Source organism: Streptomyces lusitanus, from assembly GCF_042647945.1.
Lineage (GTDB): Bacteria > Actinomycetota > Actinomycetes > Streptomycetales > Streptomycetaceae > Streptomyces > Streptomyces pseudogriseolus.
Map to the genome: position 1 here is coordinate 290,950 of NZ_JBHRWL010000004.1, position 24,513 is coordinate 315,462.

The 24,513-nt window shown below is 71.9% G+C and carries 23 protein-coding genes and 1 pseudogene; 13 read left to right on the forward strand and 11 right to left on the reverse strand.

Translation table 11 applies throughout. The annotated features are described in order from the left end of the window. Positions 1-55: 55 nt before the first annotated feature. Positions 56-1,111, reverse strand: a complete 1,056-nt coding sequence (locus ACFOSY_RS08085) for a LacI family DNA-binding transcriptional regulator (protein WP_394306053.1) — start codon at positions 1,109-1,111, stop codon at positions 56-58. Between the two features lie 343 nt (positions 1,112-1,454). On the opposite strand from ACFOSY_RS08085, the gene ACFOSY_RS08090 reads away from it, so the two are divergent. The 4 genes from ACFOSY_RS08090 to ACFOSY_RS08105 all read left to right on the forward strand — a co-directional run bounded on the left by ACFOSY_RS08090 (position 1,455) and on the right by ACFOSY_RS08105 (position 6,301). Then, entirely contained in the window at positions 1,455-2,813 is a 1,359-nt protein-coding gene (locus ACFOSY_RS08090) for an ABC transporter substrate-binding protein (protein ID WP_394306054.1), read from the forward strand. A gap of 5 nt (positions 2,814-2,818) precedes the next feature. Beyond that, positions 2,819-3,829, forward strand: coding sequence for a carbohydrate ABC transporter permease (locus tag ACFOSY_RS08095; protein WP_394306055.1), 1,011 nt, complete (start codon positions 2,819-2,821; stop codon positions 3,827-3,829). A gap of 11 nt (positions 3,830-3,840) precedes the next feature. Then, a complete protein-coding gene (locus ACFOSY_RS08100) occupies positions 3,841-4,746 on the forward strand; it encodes a carbohydrate ABC transporter permease (protein ID WP_394306056.1) in 906 nt (301 codons plus the stop codon). Positions 4,747-4,861: 115 nt separating this feature from the next. Next, entirely contained in the window at positions 4,862-6,301 is a 1,440-nt protein-coding gene (locus ACFOSY_RS08105) for a GH1 family beta-glucosidase (protein ID WP_394306057.1), read from the forward strand. Between the two features lie 227 nt (positions 6,302-6,528). Here ACFOSY_RS08105 and ACFOSY_RS08110 read toward each other — a convergent pair whose 3' ends face one another. From ACFOSY_RS08110 to ACFOSY_RS08120, 3 genes are all read right to left on the reverse strand, one after another. Then, positions 6,529-7,560, reverse strand: coding sequence for a chitinase (locus ACFOSY_RS08110; RefSeq protein WP_394306058.1), 1,032 nt, complete (start codon positions 7,558-7,560; stop codon positions 6,529-6,531). Between the two features lie 112 nt (positions 7,561-7,672). Next, a complete protein-coding gene (locus ACFOSY_RS08115; protein WP_394306059.1) occupies positions 7,673-9,082 on the reverse strand; it encodes a sensor histidine kinase in 1,410 nt (469 codons plus the stop codon). After that, a complete protein-coding gene (locus ACFOSY_RS08120) occupies positions 9,079-9,813 on the reverse strand; it encodes a response regulator transcription factor (protein ID WP_394306060.1) in 735 nt (244 codons plus the stop codon). The genes ACFOSY_RS08115 and ACFOSY_RS08120 overlap by 4 nt, the downstream gene beginning before the upstream one ends. Positions 9,814-9,958: 145 nt before the next feature. Between ACFOSY_RS08120 and ACFOSY_RS08125 the strand changes: the two genes are divergently transcribed. Then, positions 9,959-10,513, forward strand: a complete 555-nt coding sequence (locus ACFOSY_RS08125) for a hypothetical protein (RefSeq protein WP_394306061.1) — start codon at positions 9,959-9,961, stop codon at positions 10,511-10,513. A 28-nt stretch (positions 10,514-10,541) separates the two neighbouring features. Here the strand turns inward: ACFOSY_RS08125 and ACFOSY_RS08130 are convergent, their stop codons facing one another. Both ACFOSY_RS08130 and ACFOSY_RS08135 read right to left on the reverse strand, forming a co-directional pair. Then, positions 10,542-11,399 carry a spermidine synthase gene (locus tag ACFOSY_RS08130; protein ID WP_394306062.1) on the reverse strand — a complete coding sequence of 286 codons (858 nt, stop codon included), beginning with the start codon at positions 11,397-11,399 and terminating at the stop codon, positions 10,542-10,544. Between the two features lie 76 nt (positions 11,400-11,475). Then, positions 11,476-11,865 (reverse strand): hypothetical protein, encoded by a 390-nt coding sequence (locus ACFOSY_RS08135; protein ID WP_394306063.1) that lies wholly within the window; start codon positions 11,863-11,865, stop codon positions 11,476-11,478. Between the two features lie 284 nt (positions 11,866-12,149). Between ACFOSY_RS08135 and ACFOSY_RS08140 the strand changes: the two genes are divergently transcribed. Beyond that, positions 12,150-13,607 carry a hypothetical protein gene (locus tag ACFOSY_RS08140; protein ID WP_394306064.1) on the forward strand — a complete coding sequence of 486 codons (1,458 nt, stop codon included), beginning with the start codon at positions 12,150-12,152 and terminating at the stop codon, positions 13,605-13,607. A gap of 90 nt (positions 13,608-13,697) precedes the next feature. On the opposite strand, the gene ACFOSY_RS08145 is transcribed toward ACFOSY_RS08140, so the two are convergent. Then, on the reverse strand, positions 13,698-14,270 hold the full coding sequence (locus ACFOSY_RS08145) for a hypothetical protein (protein WP_394306065.1): 573 nt from the start codon (positions 14,268-14,270) through the stop codon (positions 13,698-13,700). A gap of 167 nt (positions 14,271-14,437) precedes the next feature. Here ACFOSY_RS08145 and ACFOSY_RS08150 point away from each other — a divergent pair, with 167 nt between their 5' ends. Then, positions 14,438-15,034 carry a TetR/AcrR family transcriptional regulator gene (locus ACFOSY_RS08150; protein WP_394306066.1) on the forward strand — a complete coding sequence of 199 codons (597 nt, stop codon included), beginning with the start codon at positions 14,438-14,440 and terminating at the stop codon, positions 15,032-15,034. An 85-nt stretch (positions 15,035-15,119) separates the two neighbouring features. Here the strand turns inward: ACFOSY_RS08150 and ACFOSY_RS08155 are convergent, their stop codons facing one another. After that, on the reverse strand, positions 15,120-15,716 hold the full coding sequence (locus ACFOSY_RS08155) for a histidine phosphatase family protein (protein ID WP_394306067.1): 597 nt from the start codon (positions 15,714-15,716) through the stop codon (positions 15,120-15,122). Between the two features lie 186 nt (positions 15,717-15,902). Here ACFOSY_RS08155 and ACFOSY_RS08160 point away from each other — a divergent pair, with 186 nt between their 5' ends. From ACFOSY_RS08160 to ACFOSY_RS08180, 5 genes are all read left to right on the forward strand, one after another. Then, positions 15,903-16,874: a phosphatase PAP2 family protein gene (locus ACFOSY_RS08160; protein WP_394306068.1), complete on the forward strand. Its 972-nt coding sequence runs from the start codon at positions 15,903-15,905 to the stop codon at positions 16,872-16,874. Then, positions 16,825-18,000 (forward strand): hypothetical protein, encoded by a 1,176-nt coding sequence (locus ACFOSY_RS08165; RefSeq protein WP_394306069.1) that lies wholly within the window; start codon positions 16,825-16,827, stop codon positions 17,998-18,000. The genes ACFOSY_RS08160 and ACFOSY_RS08165 overlap by 50 nt, the downstream gene beginning before the upstream one ends. After that, on the forward strand, positions 17,991-19,592 hold the full coding sequence (locus ACFOSY_RS08170; RefSeq protein ID WP_394306070.1) for a hypothetical protein: 1,602 nt from the start codon (positions 17,991-17,993) through the stop codon (positions 19,590-19,592). The genes ACFOSY_RS08165 and ACFOSY_RS08170 overlap by 10 nt, the downstream gene beginning before the upstream one ends. Beyond that, the gene (locus ACFOSY_RS08175; protein ID WP_394306071.1) at positions 19,589-20,947 is read left to right on the forward strand and encodes an AAA family ATPase; all 1,359 of its coding nucleotides are present in this window, start codon (positions 19,589-19,591) and stop codon (positions 20,945-20,947) included. Before ACFOSY_RS08170 ends, ACFOSY_RS08175 begins: the two co-directional genes overlap by 4 nt. A 133-nt stretch (positions 20,948-21,080) precedes the next feature. After that, complete coding sequence (locus tag ACFOSY_RS08180; protein ID WP_394306072.1) at positions 21,081-21,644, forward strand: Uma2 family endonuclease; 564 nt, start codon at positions 21,081-21,083, stop codon at positions 21,642-21,644. A gap of 346 nt (positions 21,645-21,990) precedes the next feature. On the opposite strand, the gene ACFOSY_RS08185 is transcribed toward ACFOSY_RS08180, so the two are convergent. Next, positions 21,991-22,404: a hypothetical protein gene (locus ACFOSY_RS08185; RefSeq protein WP_394306073.1), complete on the reverse strand. Its 414-nt coding sequence runs from the start codon at positions 22,402-22,404 to the stop codon at positions 21,991-21,993. A gap of 120 nt (positions 22,405-22,524) precedes the next feature. Here ACFOSY_RS08185 and ACFOSY_RS08190 point away from each other — a divergent pair. After that, a pseudogene (locus ACFOSY_RS08190) lies at positions 22,525-23,345 on the forward strand (IS5 family transposase). A gap of 373 nt (positions 23,346-23,718) precedes the next feature. Here ACFOSY_RS08190 and ACFOSY_RS08195 read toward each other — a convergent pair. Beyond that, positions 23,719-23,946, reverse strand: coding sequence for a hypothetical protein (locus tag ACFOSY_RS08195; protein WP_394306074.1), 228 nt, complete (start codon positions 23,944-23,946; stop codon positions 23,719-23,721). Positions 23,947-23,958: 12 nt separating this feature from the next. Continuing rightward, the gene (locus ACFOSY_RS08200) at positions 23,959-24,399 is read right to left on the reverse strand and encodes a hypothetical protein (RefSeq protein ID WP_394306075.1); all 441 of its coding nucleotides are present in this window, start codon (positions 24,397-24,399) and stop codon (positions 23,959-23,961) included. Positions 24,400-24,513 lie beyond the last annotated feature (114 nt).

Below are 24,513 nucleotides of genomic sequence, written 5' to 3' on the forward strand. Positions count from 1 at the left end.
CACGCGCCCTCCTCCCCGGACGCGGACGGCGCCGCCCGCGTCCGGCGGCACGGGCTCAGGACGAGGCGCGCTCCACCAGTTCCGTCGCCAGCACCATCTGACGCCGCTGCAGCTCGCGGGTCGCGGAGGGGCGGCGGTCGGCGACCTCGGCGAGCAGCAGGTCGGTCATCGCCCGGCCCATCTCCTCGATCGGCTGGCGCACGCTGGTCAGCGGCGGCTCCATGTGGCGGGCGATCGCGGAGTCGTCGTACCCGACCAGCGCCACGTCGTCGGGGATGCGGCGGCCCGCCTCGCGCAGCACCTGACGGGCGCCGGCCGCCGTGACGTCGGAGGCGGCGAAGACCGCGTCCAGGTCGGGGCGGCGCTCCAGCAGGGCCTGCATCGCGCGGCGGCCGCCGCCCTCGGAGAAGTCGCCCGGCTCGATCAGCAGCTCGTCCACCGCGTGGCCGGCCTCGCGCAGGGCGTCCCGGTAGCCGTCGACGCGGCGCTGGGCGCCGTAGACGTCCAGCCGGCCGGTGATGTGGGCGACGGTGCGGCGGCCCCGGGCGAGGAGGTGCTCGACGGCCTGCCGGGCGCCGCCGTAGTTGTCGGAGTCCACCGAGGTGAGCGTCTCGTCGGCGGAGCGGGGGCCGCTGATCACGGCGGGGATCTCCAGCTGGGACAGCATGTCGGGCAGCGGGTCGTCGGCGTGCACCGAGACCAGCAGCACGCCGTCCACCCGGTGCGCGGCCAGGTACTGGGCGAGCCGCTGCCGCTCCCGGTCGCTGCCCGCGAAGATCAGCAGCAGCTGCATCTCGGTGTCGGACAGCGCGGCGCCGACGCCGCGGAGCATGTCGGAGAAGTAGGGCTCGGTGAAGAACCGGGTCTCCGGCTCGGGCACCACGAGCGCTATCGCGTCGGTGCGGTTGGCCGCGAGGGCGCGGGCGGCCGTGTTGGGGACGTAGCCCAGCTCGGCGACGGCCGCCTCGACGGCGGCGCGGGTGGCCTCGCTCACCCGCGGGGAGCCGTTGATCACGCGTGACACGGTGCCGCGGCCCACTCCGGCGCGCGCCGCCACCTCTTCGAGGGTGGGGCGGCCACCGCTCCGGCCCCGCACTCCGTGGCTTGCCATCCGCCCCCGCCTTCCTTTGTGTGTCACCCTGGCCTGGAATGTAACAGCCCCGGCAGTGACGGTGACCACCCGCGAGGGCGTCCGCGCGGACCCCGGCGTTCCGGAGGGGCGGCGCCCCGGGCCAAGTTAACGGGCAGATAACTGAACGCACTTTGCCGCGTCTGTTCCCTTGACACCCCCGCCCGGACCCGCGACTCTTCAACACATCACTTGTGGGAGCGCTCCCACAGTACCTGACACATACACAACCCGCACGTTCCCCGCCCGAGCCGCAACGCGCAGAATACGGGTCAACAACGCCGTTGGCCGGGGGGTCGGCACGTCAGGGCAACAGGAGGACGCAATGCGAGCACGTACCCTGCCCCTCACCAGGCAGCGGTCGGGCGGGGGGAAGCCCTTCGCCCGCAAGGCGCTGGCCGTCGCGGCCGTCGTGTCGCTGGGCACCGGGCTGCTGGCCGGCTGCGCCGACGACGGCGGAGACGACAGCTCCGGTGGTTCCTCGTCCGGCGAGGGCAAGACCACGATCACCCTGGGTCTGTTCGGCACCATGGGCTTCAAGGAGGCGGGTCTCTACGCCGAGTACGAGAAGCTCAACCCGGACATCAAGATCGAAGAGAACGTGGTCGAGCGGAACGAGAACTACTACCCCGCTCTCGTCAACCACCTGACCACCAACAGCGGGCTGATGGACGTGCAGGCCATCGAGGTCGCCAACATCGCCGAGGTCGTCGGCACCCAGGCGGACAAGTTCACGGACATGTCCAAGGTCGAGGGTGTGAAGAAGGACGGCTGGCTGCCCTGGAAGTGGGAGCAGGCCACCACCAAGGACGGCCAGACCATCGGTCTCGGCACGGACGTCGGCCCGATGGCCATCTGCTACCGCAAGGACCTCTTCGAGAAGGCGGGCCTGCCCAGCGACCGCGCGGAGGTCGGCAAGCTGTGGGCCGGCGACTGGAACAAGTTCATCGCCACCGGTGAGAAGTACAAGAAGGCGGCCGGCAAGAACACCTTCTTCATGGACTCCCCCGGCGGCCTGCTGAACGCCGTGCTCAGCAGTGAGAAGGAGAAGTTCTACGACGCCTCCGGCAAGGTCATCTACAAGACCAACCCGGCCGTGCGGGACGCCTTCGACCTGACCGCCGAGGCCGCCGAGAAGGGCCTGGTCCAGTCGCAGACGCAGTTCCAGCCGGCCTGGGACACCACGATCGCCAACAGCAAGTTCGCCACCGTCGCCTGCCCGCCGTGGATGCTCGGCTACATCAAGGGCAAGTCGAAGCCCGACGCGGCCGGCAAGTGGGACGTCGCCGTGGCCCCCAAGTCCGGCAACTGGGGCGGCTCCTTCCTGGGCGTGCCGAAGAGCGGCAAGAACGTCGAGGAGGCGCAGAAGCTGGTCGCCTGGCTGACCGCGCCCGCGCAGCAGGCCAAGCTGTTCAAGGTCCAGGGCAGCTTCCCGAGCGCCCCGGCCGCGTACACCAGCCCCGAGGTGACCGGCGCCACCAACGAGATGACCGGTGACGCGCCGATCGGCGAGATCTTCTCCGAGGCCGCCAAGCAGATCCCGGTCCAGGTGATCGGCCCGAAGGACCAGATCATCCAGCAGGGTCTGACCGACAACGGCGTCATCCTCGTCACCAAGGGCAAGTCGGCCGACGAGGCGTGGGAGACGGCCACCAAGACCATCGACAACAACCTGGACCAGTGACCCGCATGGCCACCCGCTCCGACATCGCCGCGTCCCCCGTCAAGGGGGGCGCGGCCCCGGGCCGTACGCCCGGCAGCCGCCCCGCGGACAAGGAGGACCGGCGCCGGGCCAAGCTGTCGCGCCGCTGGCAGCGCGACGCCCGCTTCAGCCCGTACGCGTTCGTCTCGCCGTTCTTCCTGCTGTTCGCGGCCTTCGGGCTGTTCCCGCTGATCTACACCGGCTGGGCCTCGCTGCACCAGGTCGAGCTGACCGCGCCGACCGACATGGACTGGGTGGGTCTGCGGAACTACACCCGGATCTTCGACGACGACTTCTTCTGGAACGCGGCGCAGAACACGCTGACCATCGGGATCATCTCCACCGTCCCGCAGCTGATGATCGCCATGGGCATCGCCCACATCCTCAACTACAAGCTGAGGGCGTCCACGTTCTGGCGGGTCGCGATGCTCGCGCCGTACGCCACCTCGATCGCCGCCGCGACCCTGGTGTTCGTGCTGCTCTTCGGCCGTGACTACGGCATGATCAACTGGGCGCTCGGCGCCGTGGGGATCGACCCGATCGGCTGGCAGGACGACAAGTGGCCCGGCCAGATCGCCGTCTCCACGATCATCATCTGGCGCTGGACCGGCTACAACGCGCTGATCTACCTGGCCGCGATGCAGGCGATCCCGCAGGACCTGTACGAGTCGGCGGCGCTGGACGGCGCCAGCCGCTGGCGGCAGTTCCTGCACGTGACGCTGCCCTCGCTGCGTCCGACGATCCTGTTCACCGTGGTCGTCTCGACGATCGGCGCCAGCCAGGTGTTCGGCGAGCCGCTGCTGTTCGACCCCAACAAGGGCGCGTCGGGCGGCGCGGAGCACCAGTTCCAGACGCTCGGCCTGTACCTGTACGAGCAGGGCTGGGTCAACCAGCACCTGGGCCGTGCCTCGGCGATCGCCTGGACCATGTTCGCGATCCTGATCGTCATCGGCATCATCAACCAGCTCATCTCGCGCCGGCTGCGCGCCAGCAGTTAAGGAGTGTGGCCGTGACGACGACTGCGACGCCCCCCGAGACACCGATCGCCAAGGAACAGAAGCGCTCGCGCCTGCCGAAGTCGGCGCGGGCCGGCGGCACCCTGCACGGCGGACCGCTCGCGTACGTGATCCTCACCGTGTTCACGCTCGTGTCGCTGTTCCCGCTGGTGTGGACCGCGATCGCCGCGTCCCGTGACAACCAGCGCCTGGCGGAGAACCCGCCGCCGTTGTGGTTCGGGTCCAACCTGTTCAAGAACCTGGAGATCGCCTGGCAGGACGCCAACCTGGGCGAGGCGTTCCTCAACACCACCATCGTGGCGGGCATCTCCGCCGCCACCATCGTCGTGCTGTCGACGATCGCCGGGTTCGCCTTCGCCAAGCTGCGCTTCAAGGGCCGCAACGCCCTGATGCTGCTGGTGATCGGCACGATGATGGTGCCGCCGCAGCTCAGCATCATCCCGCTGTACATGCTGGTCGCCAAGCTGGACTGGACCGACCAGCTCCAGGCGGTCATCTTCCCGTCGCTGGTGAGCGCGTTCGGCGTGTTCTTCATGCGGCAGTACCTGCTCCAGGCGCTGCCCGACGAGGTCATCGAGGCCGCGCGGGTGGACGGCGCGAGCAGCTGGCGCGTGGTGTGGCACGTGGTGTTCCCCGCCGCGCGGCCGGCCATGGCCGTGCTCGGCATGCTGATGTTCGTGCAGGCGTGGAACGACTTCCTGTGGCCGTTCCTGGTGCTGACGCAGACCGGCAACCCGACCGTGCAGGTCGCCGTCGCGGGTCTCGGCCGCGGGTACACCCCCGACCAGTCCCTGATCATGGCGGGTGCGCTGCTCGGCACGCTGCCCCTGCTGCTGGTCTTCGCGATCTTCGGCAAGCAGATCGTGGGCGGCATCATGCAGGGCGCGGTCAAGGGCTGACGCCCGCACCCGCATTCCGGTGGGGCCGGGTCGCCGCCGTCTCGGCCCCCTTCCTTCCTCTCACGTATCCGTCGGTCGTCCACGACCCCTATGCGACCTCTATGGGAGCGCTTCCATGTCTGACTCCGCCACGCCGGCGAACCCGGTGACCTTTCCTCCGGCCTTCCTCTGGGGCGCCGCGACCTCCGCGTACCAGATCGAGGGGGCGGTGCGGGAGGACGGACGTACCCCTTCCATCTGGGACACCTTCAGCCACACGCCGGGAAAGACGGCGGGCGGCGACACCGGTGACGTCGCCGTCGACCACTACCACCGCTACCGCGACGACGTGGCGATGATGGCCGGCCTCAACCTCCAGGCCTACCGCTTCTCCGTGTCCTGGTCCCGGGTGCAGCCCACCGGCCGCGGCCCGGCCGTGCAGCGCGGTCTGGACTTCTACCGCAAGCTGGTCGACGAGCTGCTGGAGAAGGGCATCAAGCCGGCCGTCACCCTCTACCACTGGGACCTGCCGCAGGAGCTGGAGGACGCGGGCGGCTGGCCGGAGCGCGACACCGCCTACCGCTTCGCGGAGTACGCGCAGATCGTGGGCGAGGCGCTCGGCGACCGCGTCGAGTCGTGGATGACGCTCAACGAGCCCTGGTGCAGCGCCTTCCTGGGCTACGCCTCCGGGGTGCACGCCCCCGGCCGCACCGACCCGGCCGCCGCGCTGAAGGCCGCCCACCACCTGAACCTGGCGCACGGCCTGGCCACCAGGGCGCTGCGCTCGGTGATGCCGGTGCGCAACCAGATCTCCCTCAGCCTCAACACCTCCGTGGTGCGCCCGCTGAACCCGGACGACCCGGCGGACCTGGCGGCGGCCCGCAAGATCGACGACCTGTCGGGCGGCATCTTCCACGGCCCGATCCTGCACGGCGCCTACCCGGAGACGCTGCTGGAGGCCACCTCCTCGGTGACCGACTGGTCGTGCATCCAGGACGGCGACCTGGACACCATCCACCAGCCGATCGACGCGCTGGGCCTCAACTACTACACGCCGACCCTGGTGTCGGCCGCCGACCCGGACGACAAGGGCCCGCGCGCCGACGGTCACGGGGCGAGCGAGCACTCGCCGTGGCCCGCCGCCGACGACGTGGCCTTCCACCAGTCGCCGGGCGAGCAGACGGAGATGGGCTGGTCGGTCGACCCGACCGGGCTGCACGAGCTGATCATGCGCTACCACCGCGACGCTCCCGGCCTGCCCCTCTACATCACGGAGAACGGCGCCGCCTACGACGACAAGCCGGACGCCGACGGCAAGGTCCACGACCCGGAGCGCGTCGCCTATCTGCACGGCCACCTCTCCGCGGTGCGCCGGGCCATCGCCGACGGCGCCGACGTGCGCGGCTACTTCCTGTGGTCGCTGATGGACAACTTCGAGTGGGCGTACGGCTACGAGAAGCGCTTCGGCGCGGTGTACGTCGACTACGTGAGCCAGAAGCGGACGCCGAAGTCGAGCGCGCTGTGGTACGCGCGGGCGGCGAAGGCGGGTGCGCTTCCGGACCCCGAGGGCATCTGACCCGCCCTCGGGTCCGGGAGGAACGGGGCGCGGGGTTCGGGGGGCGGGGCGCGGCGGTCCCTGGGGAGTGCCGCGCCCCGCTCGTGCGTCCGGGTCCTGCCACGCGGGCCTCGGCCTGCCGCCGGACGCACGGGTGCCCCGGCCGGGTGGGGGGTAGGTCCGGCCGGGGCACGCGTTCCCCGTTGCCCGCGGTGGCTCGTGGCCTGGGTGATCAGGCGCGGTCAGGCTCAGTTGTAGGCCGCGAACGCCTTCGAGAAGGCGAACTTCTCCTGGAGGATCGAGCTGCACGTGGCGTCGGCGGCCGGCTTCTCGCCCTCGGCGCACTGCTGGTCGCGGGTGCCGGACCACATCGACAGCCGGCCCAGCCCCTTGGCCTTGGCGAACTCCACCAGCTGGGTGGCGTCCTCGATCTTGAAGATCTCGGTGACGACGTCGTTGACGCCGATCATCGGGGTGACCGCGACCGTCTTCCACGCCTCGGCGTCGTCGAGCCCGAGGACGTCCTTGATCTGCGCCTGGGTGGCGGTGGCGGCCTGCTCGGCGTAGGTGCCCATGTCGTCGCTGAAGGCGGGGCCGTAGTCCATCGCCATGATGTTGACGGCGTCGACGCGCACGCCGTTCGCCTTGGCGTCGGCGAGCAGGTTCACGCCGTCCTGGGTGAGGCCCTGCGGCATCACCGGGAGGGTGAAGGAGACGTCCAGGTCGGGGTGGGACTTCTGGAGGGCGGCGATCGCCTGGGCGCGGCGGGTGTTGGCCTGCGTGTCGGGCAGGGCGCCGCCCTCGACGTCGAAGTCGACCTTGGTGAGCTGGTAGGTGTCGACGACCTGGGTGTAGGCGGCGGTGAGCGCCTCCATCGAGCCGCAGGTGGTGCCGAGTTCGGAGCCGGCCGCGCCGCCGAAGGAGACGCGGACGTCGCCGCCCGCCTCGCGCAGCGCGCCGATCTGCGCGGCCACCGGGTTGTCGCCGAGGCCGCCGGTGCCGCCCCACTTGGGGGTGCAGCCGCCGCCGTCGGTGACGAACGCGAGGGTGTACTCCTTCACGCCGGTCGCCTCGGCGCTCGCCAGCAGGTCGTAGGCCGGGCTGAGGGAGGTGTCGACGTACGGGGCGAAGCCCGCGCCGTCCGCCGCCTTGGTGGCGGGGTCGTCGGTGGCCAGTGCGGTGCTGGTGAACAGGAACGCCCCGCCGGCGGCGACGGCCGCGGCCGCCACCGCGCCGATCGCCTTGTTCCTGCCGCTGATCCTGCGCCGGTGCGTGCTCATCGCATGCCTGCCTTCGTTGCCGTTCGTGGGGGGAGGTTGCGGCAGCACGCTAGTGACCGGGAAACGGACAACTCGCGTGATCCGGACGGCGGCAGGGAACCTTAGGGTCCGCTTAAGGAAGGGATCGGGAACGGTTAAAGGACAGGGCGCCGCGGCCCGTGCGGCGCCGGCGGACGCTTCCCCGGTGCCCGCGCCGCCGGGGCGAGCGGTCGCGGCCGTCGAGCTGGATCCAGATGCGCACCTCGGTGCCGCCGAGTACCGAGCGGCCGATGCGCACGTCGCCGCCCGTGGACTCGGCGAGACGGCGCACGATGTCCAGGCCGAGCCCGGTGGAGCCGTCCGTGCCGGAGCCCCGGCCGCGGGCCATCGCCGTCTCGGGGTCGGCTATGCCGGGGCCCGCGTCGGAGACCAGCACGATCACCGCGTCCTCGCCGTTGTGCACGTCGACGGCGAAGGCGGTGCCCTCGGCGGTGTGCCGGAAGACGTTGCCGAGCAGGGCGTCGAGGGCGGCGGCCAGGTCGGCGCGGGCCACGGGGATGCGCACCGGACGGTCCGCCCCGGCCACCCGCCACTTGCGGCCCTCGTCCTCGGCGAGCGCCGACCAGAACGCCATCCGCTCGCGCACCACCTCGGCCGCGTCGCAGCCCGCGCCCGGTCCGGCGGCGGCCGTCTGCGGCTTGGCGTCGCGGGCGGTGCGGATGATGGTGTCGACCTCGCGCTCCAGCTGCTCGACGGCGGCCCGGGTCTGCTCGGCGGCCGGACCGTCGCCCAGGGAGGCGGCGTTGAGCCGCAGCACGGTGAGCGGGGTGCGCAGCCGGTGGGACAGGTCGGCGGCCAGCTCCCGCTCGTTGGCGAGGAGCTGGACGACCTGGTCGGCCATGGAGTTGAACGCCACGGCGGCCAGCCGCAGTTCGGTCGGCCCCTCCTCGGGCACGCGGGCGCCCAGCTTGCCCTCGCCCAGTTCGTGCGCCCCCTCGACCAGCCGCTGGGCGGGGCGCACCATGCGCACGCCCAGCCGGTCGGCGACCGCGACCGAGCCGACGATCAGGGCGGCGCCGACGGCCGCGAGGACCGCCCAGGCCGTGCCGACGCCGTTGGTGACCTCGGACTCCGGGACGAACACCTCGACGACGGCGATCTCCCCGGTGCTGAGCGCGACCGGCTGGAGCAGGGCGGAGCCGCCGGGCACGGCGGACGTGGAGGCGCGGCCCAGCTGCCGCACGGCGGCGATGTCCTTGTCGGAGGCCCTGCGCCGCCCTATGTCCAGGGGCTGTTCGCCGGCGACGGCCGGGAGGTGCACGGCCATGGCGGCGTCGGAGCCGGCCGAGGCGACGACCCGCTCCAGCTGGGCGCGGTCGGTGGTGATGGACAGCGCGGGGGCGACGGCCGCGGCCTCCCGCTCGGCGCCGGCGAAGGCGCGGTCCCGGGCCATCTCGCGGATGACCAGGCCGAGCGGGACGGCGAAGGCCACCACGACCATCGCGGTCACCGCCAGCGACACCTTCACCAAAGCCCATCTCATCGCGGCGGCTCCGCTCCCGACGCGTGCGCGGCTCCGGGGGCGTCGGCCGGCGGCTCCAGCTTCACGCCGACGCCCCGCAGGGTGTGCAGGTAGCGGGGGCGGGCGGCGGTCTCCCCCAGCTTCCGGCGCAGCCAGGACAGATGGACGTCGATGGTCTGGTCGTCGCCGTAGGACTGCTGCCACACCTCGGCGAGCAACTCCCGCCGGGGCACGACCACGCCGGGCCGTCCGGCGAGGAAGGCGAGCAGGTCGAACTCACGCCGGGTCAGGTCGAGCCGGACGCCGTCCAGTTCGGCCTGGCGGCGCAGCGGGTCGACGGTGAGGCCGCCGACCCGGATCACCGGGGAGGGCGCGGCCTCGCCGCCGCCGGAGCGGGCGCGGCGCAGCACGGCGGCCATCCGGGCGGAGAGGTGCTCCACCGAGAACGGCTTGGTCAGATAGTCGTCCGCGCCGGCGTTGAGCAGCCGCACGATCTCCGTCTCGTCGTCGCGGGCGGTGGCGACGATGACCGGGACGTCGGTGATGCCGCGCAGCATCTTCAGGGCCTCGGAGCCGTCGAGATCCGGCAGTCCGAGGTCCAGGACGACCACGTCGAAACGGAAATGGGCGACCTCGCGCAGCGCCTCCAGCGCGGTCCCGACGCTGCGCACGGTGTGCGAGGCGTCGGTCAGCTGCCGGATGAGCGCCGAACGTACGAACTGGTCGTCCTCGACCACGAGAACACTTGCCATGGGCCGCACCGTACGCCATGCCGGACGGGGGCGGCCGGGGCCTGTGGACAACTCCGGACGAGCCGCCCGAAGGCCCGGGGACGGGCGATCCAGACCTTCCGGGGGCAGGACACGGATGGGGCGCGTGGGGCAGTATGGGCCGACGATGCGCAGAGGACTTCTACACGTACTGGCCTGGCTGCTCGCCACGGGCGCGGCAGTCACGCTGTCGTGGTGGGGCGTCAGCACGGTGATGGAGGGCACGGCCTACGACCCGCCGCGCGCCCTGCCGATCCCGGCGGGCGACGAGCAGGCACAGGCGGTGTCGTCCACGCACCGCCCGTCCGCCGGCCGTTCGGAGGACGAGGACCGGAAGCCGTCGGAGACGCCCCGCGAGCCGTCGCGGACGCCGTCCACCGAGCCGCCCCCGCCCGCTCCGGCTCCCTCGCGCACCCCCTCCCCCACACCGACGCCCACCTCGCCCGGACCGACCGCCGCGGGCGAGATCAAGCCCTACGACACCCGGGGCGGCCGGGCGGTGTTCGACATCGGGGCGACGTCCGCGTCGCTGGTGTCGGCGACGCCGGGGGCCGGCTGGTCGATGCAGGTGTGGAAGACGGAGACGTGGATCCGGGTGGAGTTCGCCGCGGGCGCGGACCGGGTGACGGTGTTCTGCACCTGGCACGACGGCCCGCCGCGGGTGGAGATCGCGACGTACTGACGCCGTGGCAGGGCCTGTTGGCGCGTGTTCAGCGGAACGCGTCGGCGGGCGGGGCCGGTGAGGCGACCGCCCTGAGGTCGGTCACGGGGACCGCGCCGCCGGTGAAGTCGGTGAGCTCCCGGCCGTGCTGGACCCGGCCGGAGTGCGGGTCGGAGGCGGCCCGGCGGGTCAGCTCGGCGATCGGCAGGGGCGCGTCGGAGGCGACCAGGACCGCGTTGCCGAACCGCTTGCCGCGCAGTACGGCCGGGTCGGCGATCAGCGCGAGTTCCGCGAACCGGGCGGCGGCGGTGGCGATCTGGCCGCGCAGGTGGGTGAGCGGGGGCCCGTCGGCGAGGTTGGCGGTGTGGACGCCGCCGGGGGCGAGGGCCCTGCGCACCTCGTCGAGGAACTCGGTGGAGGTCAGGTGGGCGGGGGTGCGGGCGCCGCTGAAGACGTCGGCGACGACGAGGTCCGCCCAGCCGTCGGGCACCTTGGCGAGCCCCTCGCGGGCGTCCGCCGTGCGCACCCGGATCCGCGCCTCGGGGTCGAGGGGCAGTTCCCGACGGACCAGCTGGACCAGCGCCCCGTCGCGCTCGACGACCTGCTGGGTGGAGCGGGGGCGGGTGGCGGCGACGTACCGGGCGAGGGTGAGGGCGCCGCCGCCGAGGTGCACGACCTTCAGCGGTCTGCCGGGCGGGGCGGCGAGGTCGACGACGTGCCCGAAGCGGCGCTGGTACTCGAAGGAGAGGTGGGCGGGGTCGTCCAGGTCGACGTGCGACTGGGGCGCCTCGTCGATCAGCAGCGTCCAGGCGCGTGACCGGTCGCGGTCCGGGACGAGCCGGGCGGTTCCTCCGTCGACCTGCTCGGTGACCGCCTGTCCCCGTGCGCTGCTCCTGCCCCGTGCCATGCAGTCATTGTCCCAGGCGGCGCGTCCGCACCCCGCCGGGGCCCGGCGGCCGGCCGCTCACCGGCCGCGCGGGCGCTCAACTGCAGCCGTCCGCCGCCTCGATCATCCGCTGGGCCTCCCCGAGGGCCTCGCGCAGCACGGCGGGATCGGTCGCCAGGTCCGCCTCGCCGGGGGGCACCAGCCAGTCGGAGCCCTCCTCCGGCCGGTCGGGCGTGAGACGGATGCCGCGGCCGTCGGTCTCCGTGCAGACGCTGCCGGGGACGTCCCACGCGGCCGCGGTGCCGGGCGGCACCAGGAAGCCGAGGGTGCCGCAGCCGCCGTCGTGCAGCACCGGACCCACCGCGTCTCCTGCTCCGCGCCGCAGGATGTCCACCGCCTCCAGGCCCTGCCGGGCCGGGACGGTGACCACGTCACAGTCCGGACCAGCGGGTTCCAGGGGGTCGTTCTTCCGCCTTCTCGTCATCATCCCGGCCTCCACCACACGGATCACGCTCGGACGAGGGGCCGGGAGTCGGGGGGCTCCCGGTCCACAGCGTTCAACGACCCGCGCCGTCAAGGGCTACGCCGGAAGTCCGCCGCAAAGGATGGCACTTCATGGCAGATCACGGATGACATATCCGGTATGTAGTCAAACTCAGCGTACTCAACTCGTCACAGCAGGTACGTTCATGCCCGCCGGAAACAGGGTGGCTCTCGGACAAGCCGCCCCGTTCCCGGCATGGTTCGACGGTTCGCAGAGAGGACCCGGCCATGGCGTCGTCATCGGTGCCCTCGTCCCAGCCAGCTCGGCCGTCGCGGCCGAATCTCGTCTTCCGGCGCCTGCGCGGTTCGCGCTCGCCGGCCGAGTTCGCCGCGGCGGTACGGCGGGCCGCCCGCGAGATCGGCGAGCGGGTCAGCTGTGACGCGCGGTACGTGCACCGGGTGGAGGCGGGCGAGATCCGCTGCCCCAACTACGCCTACGAACGGGTCTTTCTGCACATGTTCCCCGGCCGCACGCTGACCGACCTGGGCTTCGCGCCCCGCTCGTCGGTCCGCGGGCGCCGGGCCCGGGCTGCCGGGGACCAGCCCGCGGCCCCTCCCGAGAACCCGGCGAACGCCACGAGTGAGACCAGCGGGGCGTGCGAGCCGTATGAGACGCACAACAGGTACGACCCGTACGACGAGTACGACCCGCACGACCACGAGGAGAGCGACGTGCTGCGTCGCGCATTCATGACCGGCGGTGGCGCCACGGTGGCCGCCGCCACCCTGAGCCCGTACGGGCTCGCCCCGGAGGCTTCGGCGGCACAGCGCCCCGTGCGCCGTGCGGGGACGTCGGACGCGTGCGCCCTGGAGGAGGCCGTGCGCCGGATCCGGGTGCTCGACGACCGCCACGGGGCGGACGGGCTCTACCGCAGGGCGGCCGCCCCGCTGCGGGCCGCGTACGCGCTGCTGGACGCGGGGGCGACCCGGCAGCGCACGGCGGACCGGCTGTACTCGGGCGCGGGGGAACTGGCCATCTCGGTGGGCTGGCTGGCGCATGACTCGGGCCGCTTCGACGACGCGCGCTCACACTACGCGGAGGCGCTGGCGACCGCCCGGGTGACGGGCGACGCCGCGCTGGAGGCGCACGCGTTCTGCAACACGGCGTTCCTCGCCCGGGACGCGGGCCGCCCCCGGGAGGCGGTGCGGGCGGCGCAGGCGGCCCAGCGGGCGGCGCGGCCACTCGGCTCGCCCCGGCTGATGTCGCTGCTGGCGCTGCGCGAGGCGGGCGGCTGGGCCGGGCTCGCCGACCGCGCGGGCTGCGAGCAGGCGCTGGTGCGGGCCCAGGCGTACTTCGACCGCGGGCCCGGGGAGGCGGACCCCGAGTGGATGACCTTCTACGGGGAGGCCGAGCTGGAGGGCCTGGAGGCGCAGTGCTGGTCCACGCTGGGCGACTGGACGCGCGCGGCGCGCCACGCCCGGCGGGCGGCGGAGCTCCAGGATCCGCACTTCACCCGCAACATCGCGCTGTACACGGCGGAGCTGGCCGACGACCTGGCCCGTGACGGGCGGCCCGAGGAGGCCGCGCAGGCCGGGATGCGCGCCCTGGACCTGCTGGGCGAGGTCCAGTCGTCCCGCGTGCGCTCCATGCTGTCCGGCACCTCCCGCGTGCTGCTGCCGCACCGCCGTACGTCCGGCGTCTCGGAGTTCCTGGACCGCCACGCCTCCCTGCCGCGCATGGTGTGACCCCAGGGGACGTATGACACGGGGGACGGGCCGCGGGGCCCCGCCGGCGCAGGGGGAACGCCGGCGGGGCCCCGCGGTGTCCGGGCCGGGTCACGCGCTCTTCGCGGCGCGGCCCAGGCGGAGGGCGGAGACGAGGAAGAACACACCGCCCAGGAAGGCGTAGCCGGCCAGCGACTTCAGGGAGGCGTCGGCGCCGCCCGCCTGCGCGGCGAACGAGGCGCCGGCGAGGGTCGAGATGCCGCCGCTCGCGATCATCGCCCACTGCCCGCCCATCCGGCGCCGTGCGACGCCCACGACGAGCTGCACCAGGCCGGCCGTGACGGCCCAGGCACCCCAGACCCGCAGCACCGCCGGGATGCCGGAGGTGGCGGCGAGGGCGAGGCCGACCGTGGTGAGGGAGCTGAGCGCGATGTTCAGGTACAGGTTCCGCACAGGACCGCCGTCCGCGGCGGCGGACCGCACGTCGACGACGGCACAGGCGACGTCGAACAGCGGATAGATCACCAGGAGCGTCGCGCTGAGCGGACCGAGCGTGTCGGCGGTGGCGAACAGCAGCGCGGCCCAGACGGCGGCGAAGGCGAAGCGCACGAAGTACAGCCGGCGCAGCGCGGCGGAAGCGGCGGTGGGGGCGGGGGCGTGGGTGGTGGTGACGAGGGTGTCCACGGGTGAGGCCTCTCGGTGGCGAAGGGGGCGAAGGTGGCGGGCGAAGGCGGCGGAGCTCGACGGAGCCGAGCGAGGGAGAACGTTCGGTCTCCCTCGATTCAAGACCCATGACCGCCCGCTCGTCAAGACCGAACGTTCTCCCTCATACATTTGGTACGCTCGCACCCATGAGTCGGGTCACACGAAGCGGCAAGCCGTCCGAGGCGCGGACCAGGCTGCTCGGAACGGCGACGAAGATCTTCTACGCCGAGGGGATCCACTCCGTGGGCGTCGACCGGATCATCGAGGAGGCCGAGGTCACCCGGGCGACGCTGTACCGGCACTTCAAGGGCAAGGAAGAGCTCGTCCTCGCCTATCTCGACCTGGCGGACCAGGGCATACGGGCGCAGATCACCGGCGCGCAGGCCGCGGACGCCGCCCCGGCGGACAACGTCCGGGCGGTCGCGCGGGCCATCACCGAGGGCATCCGCTCCCCCGGCTTCCGGGGCTGCGCGTTCCTCAACGCGGTGGCGGAGTACCCCGACCCGGACCATCCGGTGCACCGGGCCGTGCTGGCGCACCGGCAGTGGTTCCTCGAGACCGTCACGGAGCTGCTCGGCCGCGTGGGCATGGAGCCCGCCGACGCGGCGGGACGGCACTTCGTGATGCTCCGCGACGGCGCCATGGCGGCCGGCTGCCTCTTCGACCCCGAACTGGTCGGCGAGACCTTCCTGCACGGTGTCGAGTCGTTGCTCACGGCGGGCGGCGCGGCGTCACGCGCGTGACGCGCGCGTGACGACGCCCTACGCGCGCGTGGAGAAGCGCGTCAGGCGCACTCGAGAGACGCGTCACACGGGCTCGAGAGCCGCGTCAGGCGACGAGGTGCCCCACGTCGTTCCAGCTCTCCACGGCCGGTTCGCCGTACGCCCAGCCCAGAACCGACAGGGACGTCGGGTTGAGGCGTATGCGGGCCGCGAAGTCGAGCGGCAGGCCCAGCCAGCGGGCGCCGATCGAGCGCAGGATGTGGCCGTGGGCGAAGACCAGCACGTCACGGTCGGCGGAGCGAGCCCAGGCGACCACCTCGTCCGCGCGGGCCGTCACCTCCGCGAGCGTCTCGCCCTCCGGCACCCCGTCCCGCCAGATGAGCCAGCCCGGTCGCACCGCCTGGATCTCCGCCGGGGTCATGCCCTCGTAGGCGCCGTAGTCCCACTCCAGAAGCGTGTCCCAGTGCTCGGCGCGGTCGCCGAAGCCGGCCAGTTCGCAGGTCTCCCGCGCGCGGGAGAGCGGGCTGGTGCGCACCTCGGCGTCCGGCAGCCCGTCGTACGGCGGCCGGTGCAGGCGCTCCCCGAGCAGCTTCGCCCCGCTGCGGCCCTCCTCCAGCAGCGGCACGTCGGTCCTGCCGGTGTGCTTGCCGGACAGCGACCACGCGGTCTGTCCGTGCCGGGCCAGCAGGATGCGCGGAGCCATGGGGAACCTTCCGGGAAATTCACAGGCGGGACCCGTCCATCATCGCTCACGCTGGTCACGGGCAACCCGGGGGGCGATCTCCGCGTCTATCCGGTTCCGAAGGCGTGTACGCGGGAAGGCGCGCACACACCGTAGAGTGGCTGGCCGCCGACCAGGACAGCACGAGGACGAAGGGGGAGCGATCGGATGCCGCACACCGAGACACCGGGCACCGAGGCGGTCCCGGCGACCCGGATGCGCTGGTGGACGGAGCTGCCGCTCATCCTCCTCGTGTACGCCTGCTACTCCGCCGGACGGCTCGTCGTCCGCGGCGACGTCTCCGACGCCGTCGACCACGGCCTGGCGCTGCTGCGAATAGAGAAGGCGTTGTTCCTCAACGCCGAGCACCCGCTGAACCGCCTGTTCACCAGCGAACCGTGGATCGGCATACCCGCCGACTTCTGGTACGCCTCCCTGCACTACCTGGTGACCCCGGCGCTCCTCGTGTGGCTGTTCCGCTCCCGGGCGGTGCACTACCGGGCGGCCCGGACCTGGCTGATGACGTCGACGTTCATCGGCCTGATCGGCTTCACCCTGCTGCCCACCTGCCCGCCCCGGCTCCTCGACCCGAGCCACGGCTTCGTGGACACGATGGCGTACTACAGCTCCTGGGGCTGGTGGGGCGGCGAGGCGAGCGCCCCGCGAGGCCTCGGCGGCATGACCAACCAGTACGCGGCGATGCCCAGCCTGCACGTGGGATGGGCGCTGTGGTGCGGGGTGATCCTCTGGAAGTACGGGCGGGGGCGCTGGACCAGGACGGCCGCGGTCGTCTACCCGCTGGTCACCACGATCGTGGTGATGGGCACCGCCAACCACTACTTCCTCGACGCCGCCGCGGGCGCCGCCGTGATGGGCGCGGGCTTCCTGCTCGCCCCGTACGTGCTGCGGTACGCGGACGCCGTGAAGGCCCGCTTCCGGTCCGGCGCGCCGGACGTCCCGGCGGCCGTCCCAGCGGCCTCCGCGGCCACGGATGCCACGATTGTCAGTGCCGGATGCCAGACTTCCGCGGGTGAGCGAATTCCACGGCAGCGGCAGCCCGAGTCGCGGTACGGACCAGGAGCCGGACCGGGTGCCTCCCCCTCGGACGCGGGGGAAGGGGCTCCGGCACCGGCTCGCTGAGCTGCGCGGTCCCGAGACGCAGGCCAAGGCGCTGGACGCGCGCGCCCTGGCCGCCCTCGCCGCGAACCCGGGGTGCAGACGGCGCGCGATCCTCGACGGCGCCGGGGTGAACAAGGCGGCGCTGGCGAGCGCGCTCGGCTCGCCCTCGGTCTTCGGCCAGTCGCAGTTCGCGTTCGTCCGGGGCAACGCCTTCGAGGCGAAGGTCAAGGCCGACGGCGGCACGGAGCTGCTGCGCCTCGCCCACGAGAAGCTGGACCGGGGAGCCGAGCCGCCCGCCGAGGCGCGCGTGCCCGACCTCACCGCGCAGGGCCCCGAGGGCCGCACCGCGCGCACCGAGCTGGCGCTGCGCGAGGCCGCCGGGGAGCCCGGCGTCTGGACGCTGCTCGACCATCCGATGCTCGCCCTGGACGTGGCGGGCTCCCTCGCGTTTCTGGAGCCGGACGCGGTGGTGGTGCATCCGGACGGCAGCTGGACGGTCGTCGAGATCAAGTCCTTCCCCATGCTGGACGGGGCCGCCGACCCGGCGAAGGTCGGCGCCGCCGCCCGCCAGGCCGCGGTGTACGTGCTGGCGCTGGAGCGGGTCGCCGAGCGGCTCGACCCGCCGCCCCGGGTGCGTCACCGCGTGCTGCTGGTGTGCCCCAAAAACTTCTCCAACCTGCCCACCGCCTCCGCCGTGGACGTGCGCAAGCAGCGCGCGGTCACCCAGCGGCAGCTGGCCCGGCTCACCCGCATCGAGGAGATCGCCGACACCCTCCCCGAGGGCACCTGCTTCTCCCCCGAGCTGCCCGCCGAGCAGCTCGAACAGGCCGTGGAGTCGGTCCCCGCGACGTACGCGCCGGAGTGCCTGTCCGCGTGCGAGCTGGCCTTCCACTGCCGTGACCGCTCCCGCGCGGCCGGCGCCGTGACCTCCCTGGGCCGTCCGGTCCGGGCGGAGCTGGGCGGGCTGACGACGGTCGGCGACGTGCTGGCGGCGGCCCGCGGCGAGGCGGGCGACCCCGACGACCCGGCGGTGGCCGCGCTGCGCCGGGCCGCCGCTCTGCGCGCGGAGGCGCTGGAATCCGCCGCCGGGACGGCGCGCGAGACCGCCGGGGCCGACGGGACGCGGGAGGTGGCCGCGTGTCGCTGATCTCCACCCTCGCCCGGCTCGAGGCGGTCGACACCGGCCGCGCCCAGCCGGCCGCGACCGTCCGGCACCGGCATCTCTCGGAGCGGCCGCTGGTGTTCGTGCCGCTCATCACCGCAGGTGAGGCCGGTGCCCCGCTGGGCGCGCTGGTGGGCACCGACCGGGACGCGCCGCGGCTGCTGGTGGTGCCGCAGCCGCGCGACCGCGAGCTGCGGTTCGCGTTCCTCGCCGAGCTGGCGGACGTCGTCCTGCCGTACGTGGACGACTTCGCGGACGCCGTGGAGGCCGCCGAGCGCGCGGAGACCGACCCGGAGACCGGCAAGCGGGTCAAGGTCGAGGTCGAGCTGTGCGCGGACGCGCCCCAGCTGATCGTGCCGAGCCGGGCCGGTGTCGACCTGGTGCGGCTGCTGGGCCGGTCCATGCGGTTCCGGCGCACCGCGGAGCAGGACCCGGAGGCCCCGTTCCCGGCGCCGCCCCGGGTGCCGCTGCTCGGCCGCTGGCTCACGCACTTCGGGGAGCGGGCACGGGTGCCCGGCTCCTGCCTGCTGCTCGCCATGACGGACGTGCTGGGCCGGCACTGGGCGACCGGCCAGTCCACCCTGGAGGACCAGCATCTGGGGGCGCTGCTCGCCTGGATCGACCCGCCCGAGGGCCGCTCCGGCGCGGAGGCCGCCGAGGAGGCGGAGCTGGCGCGGGACGCCGACGGGCAGCTGGTGTGCCCGCCCGCGGGCCCGGCGACCGACCCGGCGTTCGACAACAAGCTGCTCGCCCCGGCCATCGAGCGCTACGACCGCGCGCGTACGGCGCTCGACGCCGCCGAGGACGGCGTGGAGGCCGACGACCGGCTGGGCGCGCTGACCGCCGCCGAGCGGGAGATCCGCGCGCTGGTGGAGAGCCGGACCCGGCCCACCTGGGACGCGGTGTGGCGGGGTCTCGACCTGCTGCGGGGGCTGCCGGAGGGCGCCCGCGTGGAGGAGCGCTGGACGCGCGACCGCTGGTCGTTCACCAGCCACCGGGACCGGGTGGCGGCCGGTGAGCCGCCGCAGCCGCGCCGCGACGACGCGGTGACGGCGGCGAACAAGCTGGCCGCCCGCGAGCGGGAGCAGGCGCGTCTGGAGGCCCAGGAGGCGCTGGACGACCCGCTGGTGATGGCGGCGCGGCGGCTGTCCGGGGAGGCGTTCGCCGGTGAGGTCGTCGACGTGGTGATGGCGTACAGCGAGAGCAAGCGTCCGAGCCCCCGCCCGCTGGTCACGGTCCGCACGGACGACCGGCCGCATCTCGGCGAGCGCGTGAAGGTGTACCGCTCGCTGGGCGGGAAGCCGCAGACGGCGGAGTTCGCGGGGTACGAGGCGGGCCCCGAGGACGGTCTGCTAATTCTGCGGATCATGGACAAGATGGGCCGGGGCAAGGAGCCGGAGCCCGGTTCGGTGCCGGAGAAGGGCGACCGGCTGTGCTTCACGCTCTTCGAGCACGAGCCGCGCGGCGGCGCGAAGCTGCCCGACCCGGAGGAGACGCCGTGGACGCACGGCGGCCCGCCCGGTGAGGAGCCCGCCCCCGAGCCCGCCGACCCGGTGACCGAGGAGGACCTGCTGTGACCGCCCCCGTCGAGGAGACGGCGTTCGACCCCGGTTCCTCGGCCGCCCGCGCCACGGACGCGATCCTCCACGACACGCTCCACGGCCCCGCGCGCGGTGTCGTCGTCGACTCCCCGCCCGGCGCCGGCAAGTCCACGCTGGTGGTGCGCGCGGCGCTGGAGCTGGCGGAGGCGGGCCGCCCGCTGATGGTGGTCGCGCAGACCAACGCGCAGGTCGACGACCTGGTGCTGCGCCTCGCCGAGAAGAACCCGGACCTGCCGGTGGGCCGCCTGCACAGCAGCGACACCGACCCGTACGACAAGGCGCTGGACGCGCTGGACCAGGTGCGCACGTCGGCGAAGGCGGCGGACCTGGCGGGGCTGCCGGTGGTGCTGTCGACGGCGGCGAAGTGGGCGCACGTGAAGAACGTGGAGCCGTGGCAGCACGCGATCGTGGACGAGGCGTACCAGATGCGCTCGGACGCGCTGCTCGCGGTGGCCGGGCTGTTCGAGCGGGCGCTGTTCGTGGGCGACCCGGGGCAGCTGGACCCGTTCTCCATCGTGGGCGCGGAGCAGTGGGCGGGCCTGTCGTACGACCCGTCGGGGTCGGCGGTGACCACCCTCCTGGCGCACAACCCGGACCTCCCCCAGCACCGTCTGCCGGTGTCCTGGCGGCTGCCCGCCTCGGCGGCGCCGCTGGTGTCGGACGCGTTCTACCCGTTCACGCCGTTCCGCAGCGGCACGGACCACGGCGACCGCGCCCTGACCTTCGCCGTGCCTTCGGACGGCTCGGGCCCGGACCGGGTGATCGACGAGGCGGCGGAGACCGGCTGGGGCCTGCTGGAGCTGCCCGCCCGCCACACCCCGCGCACCGACCCGGAGGCGGTGGGGGCGGTCGCCCAGGTGGTCCGCCGCCTGCTGGACCGGGGCGGCGCGGCGGTCTCCGAACGCTCCCCCGACCCAACCCCGCTCACCGCGGACCGTGTCGCCGTCGGCACGGCCCACCGCGACCAGGCGGCGGCGGTGCGCGCGGCGCTGGCGGACCTGGGCGTCAGCGACGTGACCGTCGACACGGCGAACCGCCTCCAGGGCCGCGAGTACGACGTCACGGTCGTCCTCCACCCCCTCTCCGGCCGCCCCGACGCCACCGCCTTCCACCTGGAGACGGGCCGCCTCTGCGTCCTCGCCTCCCGGCACCGGCACGCGTGCATCGTCGTCTGCCGCGAGGGCGTGACGGACCTCCTGGACGACTACCCGTCCACGGAACCGGTCCAGCTCGGAACGCTGGTCAAGTTCCCGGACGGCTGGGAGGCGAACCACGCGGTGCTGTCGCATCTGGCGGAGCACCGGGTGGCCTGGCGGCGGGCGCACCATTGAGTGGCACGGTTGTTCGAGGCCTCGCTCGCAACGGCGAACCCTCATGTTCGCGCGTGAAAGCGCCCGTATGCTGGCCGTGTACCACCCGTCGAGGTCACACCGGGACCGCCGGTCGGATGAGGAGGTGAAGGCAATGAGCGTTGCCATCGACCACACCGGGCCCTGGACCGTCGCCGATGTCCTGGCCCTGCCCGAAGACCGCGCCGTCCGCTACGAATTGCTGGGGGAGTCCCTCGTCATGTCCCCCGCCCCCGGCGTCCGCCACCAGAGGGCCTCGTTCCGCCTCCACGTCGCTCTGGACGCGGCCGCCCGAGCCGTCGGCGCACCGGTGGAGATCCTGGAAGGCGTCAACGTCGTCCTGCCGTCCGGACTGGTCGTGCCCGACCTGGTCGTAGCCGACGCCGGCGCGACCGCCGACGACCCTGTCACCATCGACATCGACGCGGTCCAGCTTGTCGTCGAACTCGTCTCCCCCGGCAACAGCACCATGGACCGCAAAGTAAAGCCCATGCTGTACGCCGAGGCCGCCATCCCGCACTTCTGGCGCCTGGAGTTCGACCCCGCCCCCATGCTCGTCATCTACGACCTGCAGGCCGGTCGCTACGTAGAGCGGACCACCGCACTCGCGGGCACGACCACCCACCTGGACGTCCCGTTCCCGATCGCGATCGATCCGGCCGGACTCTCCCGGCAGTAGATGTCTTGTGACGCCGAGGGTGAAAGGACGGGATGACAGGGGTACCGAAGACGCCACTCGCTGACCCTCCCGACGGTTACGCGATGGCCAACCACCACCGCGCCGCCCTTGCCCTCGACGTACTTGCGGACGGCTCACAGTCGCGGCGGCCTGGAGCCTGATGCATCGCCCACACGCACCGGTCCACCCGTATACGCGGTTCGCATCAGTCGCCGGCACTGCCGATGAACAATCCCCGAAAACACCACAATGGCGATCACCATCCGCACCAACTGAGAAAGTGCCAGGTATTTAATAATTCCGTCACCTAACTAAAGGTTGTCCCGTAAGCCCACGAGGCTGAGGGTCATGCTGCGTCAGGGTCGGTGCCAATGGCGCCGGCCGAGCGAAGGGAACGCCCGAGGTCTCCGGTGAGGATGTGCGGGTGTCGCCGCCACCACCACAGGTCGGGGCCGGGCAGCCTGTGGAACTGGTCGAGTGCTTGGCCGTCGTCATCGTCGGTCGCGGCCCTGTACCGGTCGTCCAGAGCTTTGATCCGCGGGGTCCAGAGCTGGACGATGTGTTCGTCCAGCAGGACCCATGCCTCGTGCAGCCAGTTCCGGCAGTAGAGGTCGTTGGTGTACTCGTAGATGTCGTCGCTGTAGCCGCGCTCGATGACGTTGACCAGGGCGGCCCACGCGTTCACCCTTTCAGTGACCGTGAACGCCGTTCGCCAGCCGCGCTGGTGCAACAGCTCCCCCGCCTCGGTCTCCGTAGCCACGGGCGGAGGATCTCACGCGGAAGCCGTCCGGGCGATCGAGATACCGTCCCGCCAGAGGCGGCGGGCCCTGAAGCATGATTAAGACCGTGTCCTACGTGGTGAGGCGTCGTTGAACTCGGTATGGGGCGGGGTACGTCGAGTTGGATTGTTCCGGACGGGTTGTGGGAGATCGCGAAGCCGCTGATCCCGCAGTCGAAGGTGCGCGGCCGCAGGGCGGCGGAACACAGGACACTCCAGATGAGACGCTGTTCGCCGCGATCATCTACGTCCTGGTGTCCGGCTGCGCCTGGCGTGCGTTGCCACCCTGCTTCGGGATATCGAAGTCGACCGCCCATCGGCGGTTCCTCATCTGGTCGAGAGCCGGCGTCTGGGGCCGGCTGCACGAGGCCGTGCTGCATCGGCTCGACGACGCTGGCCTCCTCGACGTCACCCGCGTCGTCCTCGACACCGCCCACGTGAGGGCGAAAAAAGGGGCGAACACACGGGTCCAAGCCCCGTGGACCGGGGCAAGCCGGGTTCCAAGATGCACATCCTGTCGGACACGAACGGACTGCCCCTCCTCGTTGGCGTCTCGGCTGGCAACACCCACGACAGCGAAGGGCTGAAGCCGATGGTGGAGGGTCACCAAACGAGACACGACCCCCACCGCGGCCGGTACTTCAAGCCCCAGCGCCTGCACGCCGACAAAAGCCTACGACCGGGCCGACCTGCGCAGATGGCTGCGAGGGAAGCGGATCGGCGTGCGCATCGCCCGCAGGGGCATCGAGTCCAGCGAGCGATTAGGGCGCCGCCGCTGGGTGATCGAACGCACCATGTCGTGGCTGTCCGGCTACCGCCGCTTGAGTCCTCGCTACGAGCGAGATCCCCGCAACTACCTGGCCTTTCTCGGCCTCGCCGCCGCCCTGTGCTGCTACAAGCGACTCATCCGCCTCACCACGTAGGACACGGTCTAAGCACTGCCCGCGCGCCCTCTGTCTCTGCACCAGCAGCTGGTGCAGAGACAGAGGGCGCGTTACTTATAGTCGGATACGCACAACTTCAGCTTAGAGACGTCTCCCACAAGGGCGCCCCCAGCATCAAGGGTATGGACAAGCTCGTTGCGTGGTGGAGCAGACCTTCGCCCTGCTCCACTCGCAGGAACGTCTCGCGGTCCGCTGGGACGACGCACCAAACTCCAGTACGCCTTTGCCTCTCCGACCTGCAGCCTGATCTCTTGGAGACGTCTCAAGAAGACTTGATCATGATCATGATACGACCTCTATACGAAGCGGAAGCGAGCAGGAAGCGCAAACCCCACGAGCTCGGCACCGACCCTCATTGAGCGAAAGGGGTATACGCCAAAGCTACGTCGACAACCTCTTCTGCCGTCAAATCGCCCCCAACCCCTTCGACATCAGGATGGTAGATGAGATTCAACACGCGAGGATGAGGAACGCTCGCTTCGAGGATCTCCACAAGCCCATCCACTTCATCCTCTGTTCCGTCCCCTGCCATAATTTTGCGAACAATTTCGATAAGTTGATCACGAGTGACGTCTCGCACGCCTTCACACCCTCACTGATGATAATCAGGGTCTAGTACCTCAGCATGATACCGAGGAGTCACAACTATGAGGTTGTCCAGGTCGTAGACACCGCCGCCACGCTGGATGGGGGTCACGTGATGCAGGACATACTTGTTATTCTTCCCTACAGCCTGCTGCTTCACTACAAACGGTGCCCTACCTGCAGCCATGCGCGTCCTGTTTGCCTTACTAAAACCGCCCGCCAAGCCCGGATCGGCAGAGACCGCCATCCAAAATGCTTCTCGAAAATCACGAAAGTTCTTAAAATGCTTACCTTGCAGCTGCCTGGCAATCTGCCCTGGAATCTTCCCTGCACTTCCATGAGTCCCCTTGAGCCATCCCCCTGAGACGCGAGATAGGCGCCCTCCCCCTGTTACTGCTCCTGGAGAATTCCTAAGCTCAGTAGCCGTCCTCGTCCCCGTTATGGCCAAGCGATTTTTTGCCGTACCGAAGAAGCCGAAGGCAATACTTGCCGCCCAAGTTCCACCCCCTGAGGAGAAAGCAGCTCCAGCGGTATCGCAAGCACCCTGATCGTGATGAATAGT

Excerpts from the sequence above, each read along its gene's own strand:
- ACFOSY_RS08085 (WP_394306053.1), bottom strand. The coding sequence starts at position 1,111 with ATGGCAAGCCACGGAGTGCGGGGCCGGAGCGGTGGCCGCCCCACCCTC.
- ACFOSY_RS08090 (WP_394306054.1), top strand. The coding sequence starts at position 1,455 with ATGCGAGCACGTACCCTGCCCCTCACCAGGCAGCGGTCGGGCGGGGGG.
- ACFOSY_RS08095 (WP_394306055.1), top strand. The coding sequence starts at position 2,819 with ATGGCCACCCGCTCCGACATCGCCGCGTCCCCCGTCAAGGGGGGCGCG.
- ACFOSY_RS08105 (WP_394306057.1), top strand. The coding sequence starts at position 4,862 with ATGTCTGACTCCGCCACGCCGGCGAACCCGGTGACCTTTCCTCCGGCC.
- ACFOSY_RS08110 (WP_394306058.1), bottom strand. The coding sequence starts at position 7,560 with ATGAGCACGCACCGGCGCAGGATCAGCGGCAGGAACAAGGCGATCGGC.
- ACFOSY_RS08115 (WP_394306059.1), bottom strand. The coding sequence starts at position 9,082 with ATGAGATGGGCTTTGGTGAAGGTGTCGCTGGCGGTGACCGCGATGGTC.
- ACFOSY_RS08120 (WP_394306060.1), bottom strand. The coding sequence starts at position 9,813 with ATGGCAAGTGTTCTCGTGGTCGAGGACGACCAGTTCGTACGTTCGGCG.
- ACFOSY_RS08125 (WP_394306061.1), top strand. The coding sequence starts at position 9,959 with ATGCGCAGAGGACTTCTACACGTACTGGCCTGGCTGCTCGCCACGGGC.
- ACFOSY_RS08130 (WP_394306062.1), bottom strand. The coding sequence starts at position 11,399 with ATGGCACGGGGCAGGAGCAGCGCACGGGGACAGGCGGTCACCGAGCAG.
- ACFOSY_RS08135 (WP_394306063.1), bottom strand. The coding sequence starts at position 11,865 with ATGATGACGAGAAGGCGGAAGAACGACCCCCTGGAACCCGCTGGTCCG.
- ACFOSY_RS08140 (WP_394306064.1), top strand. The coding sequence starts at position 12,150 with ATGGCGTCGTCATCGGTGCCCTCGTCCCAGCCAGCTCGGCCGTCGCGG.
- ACFOSY_RS08150 (WP_394306066.1), top strand. The coding sequence starts at position 14,438 with ATGAGTCGGGTCACACGAAGCGGCAAGCCGTCCGAGGCGCGGACCAGG.
- ACFOSY_RS08155 (WP_394306067.1), bottom strand. The coding sequence starts at position 15,716 with ATGGCTCCGCGCATCCTGCTGGCCCGGCACGGACAGACCGCGTGGTCG.
- ACFOSY_RS08160 (WP_394306068.1), top strand. The coding sequence starts at position 15,903 with ATGCCGCACACCGAGACACCGGGCACCGAGGCGGTCCCGGCGACCCGG.
- ACFOSY_RS08180 (WP_394306072.1), top strand. The coding sequence starts at position 21,081 with ATGAGCGTTGCCATCGACCACACCGGGCCCTGGACCGTCGCCGATGTC.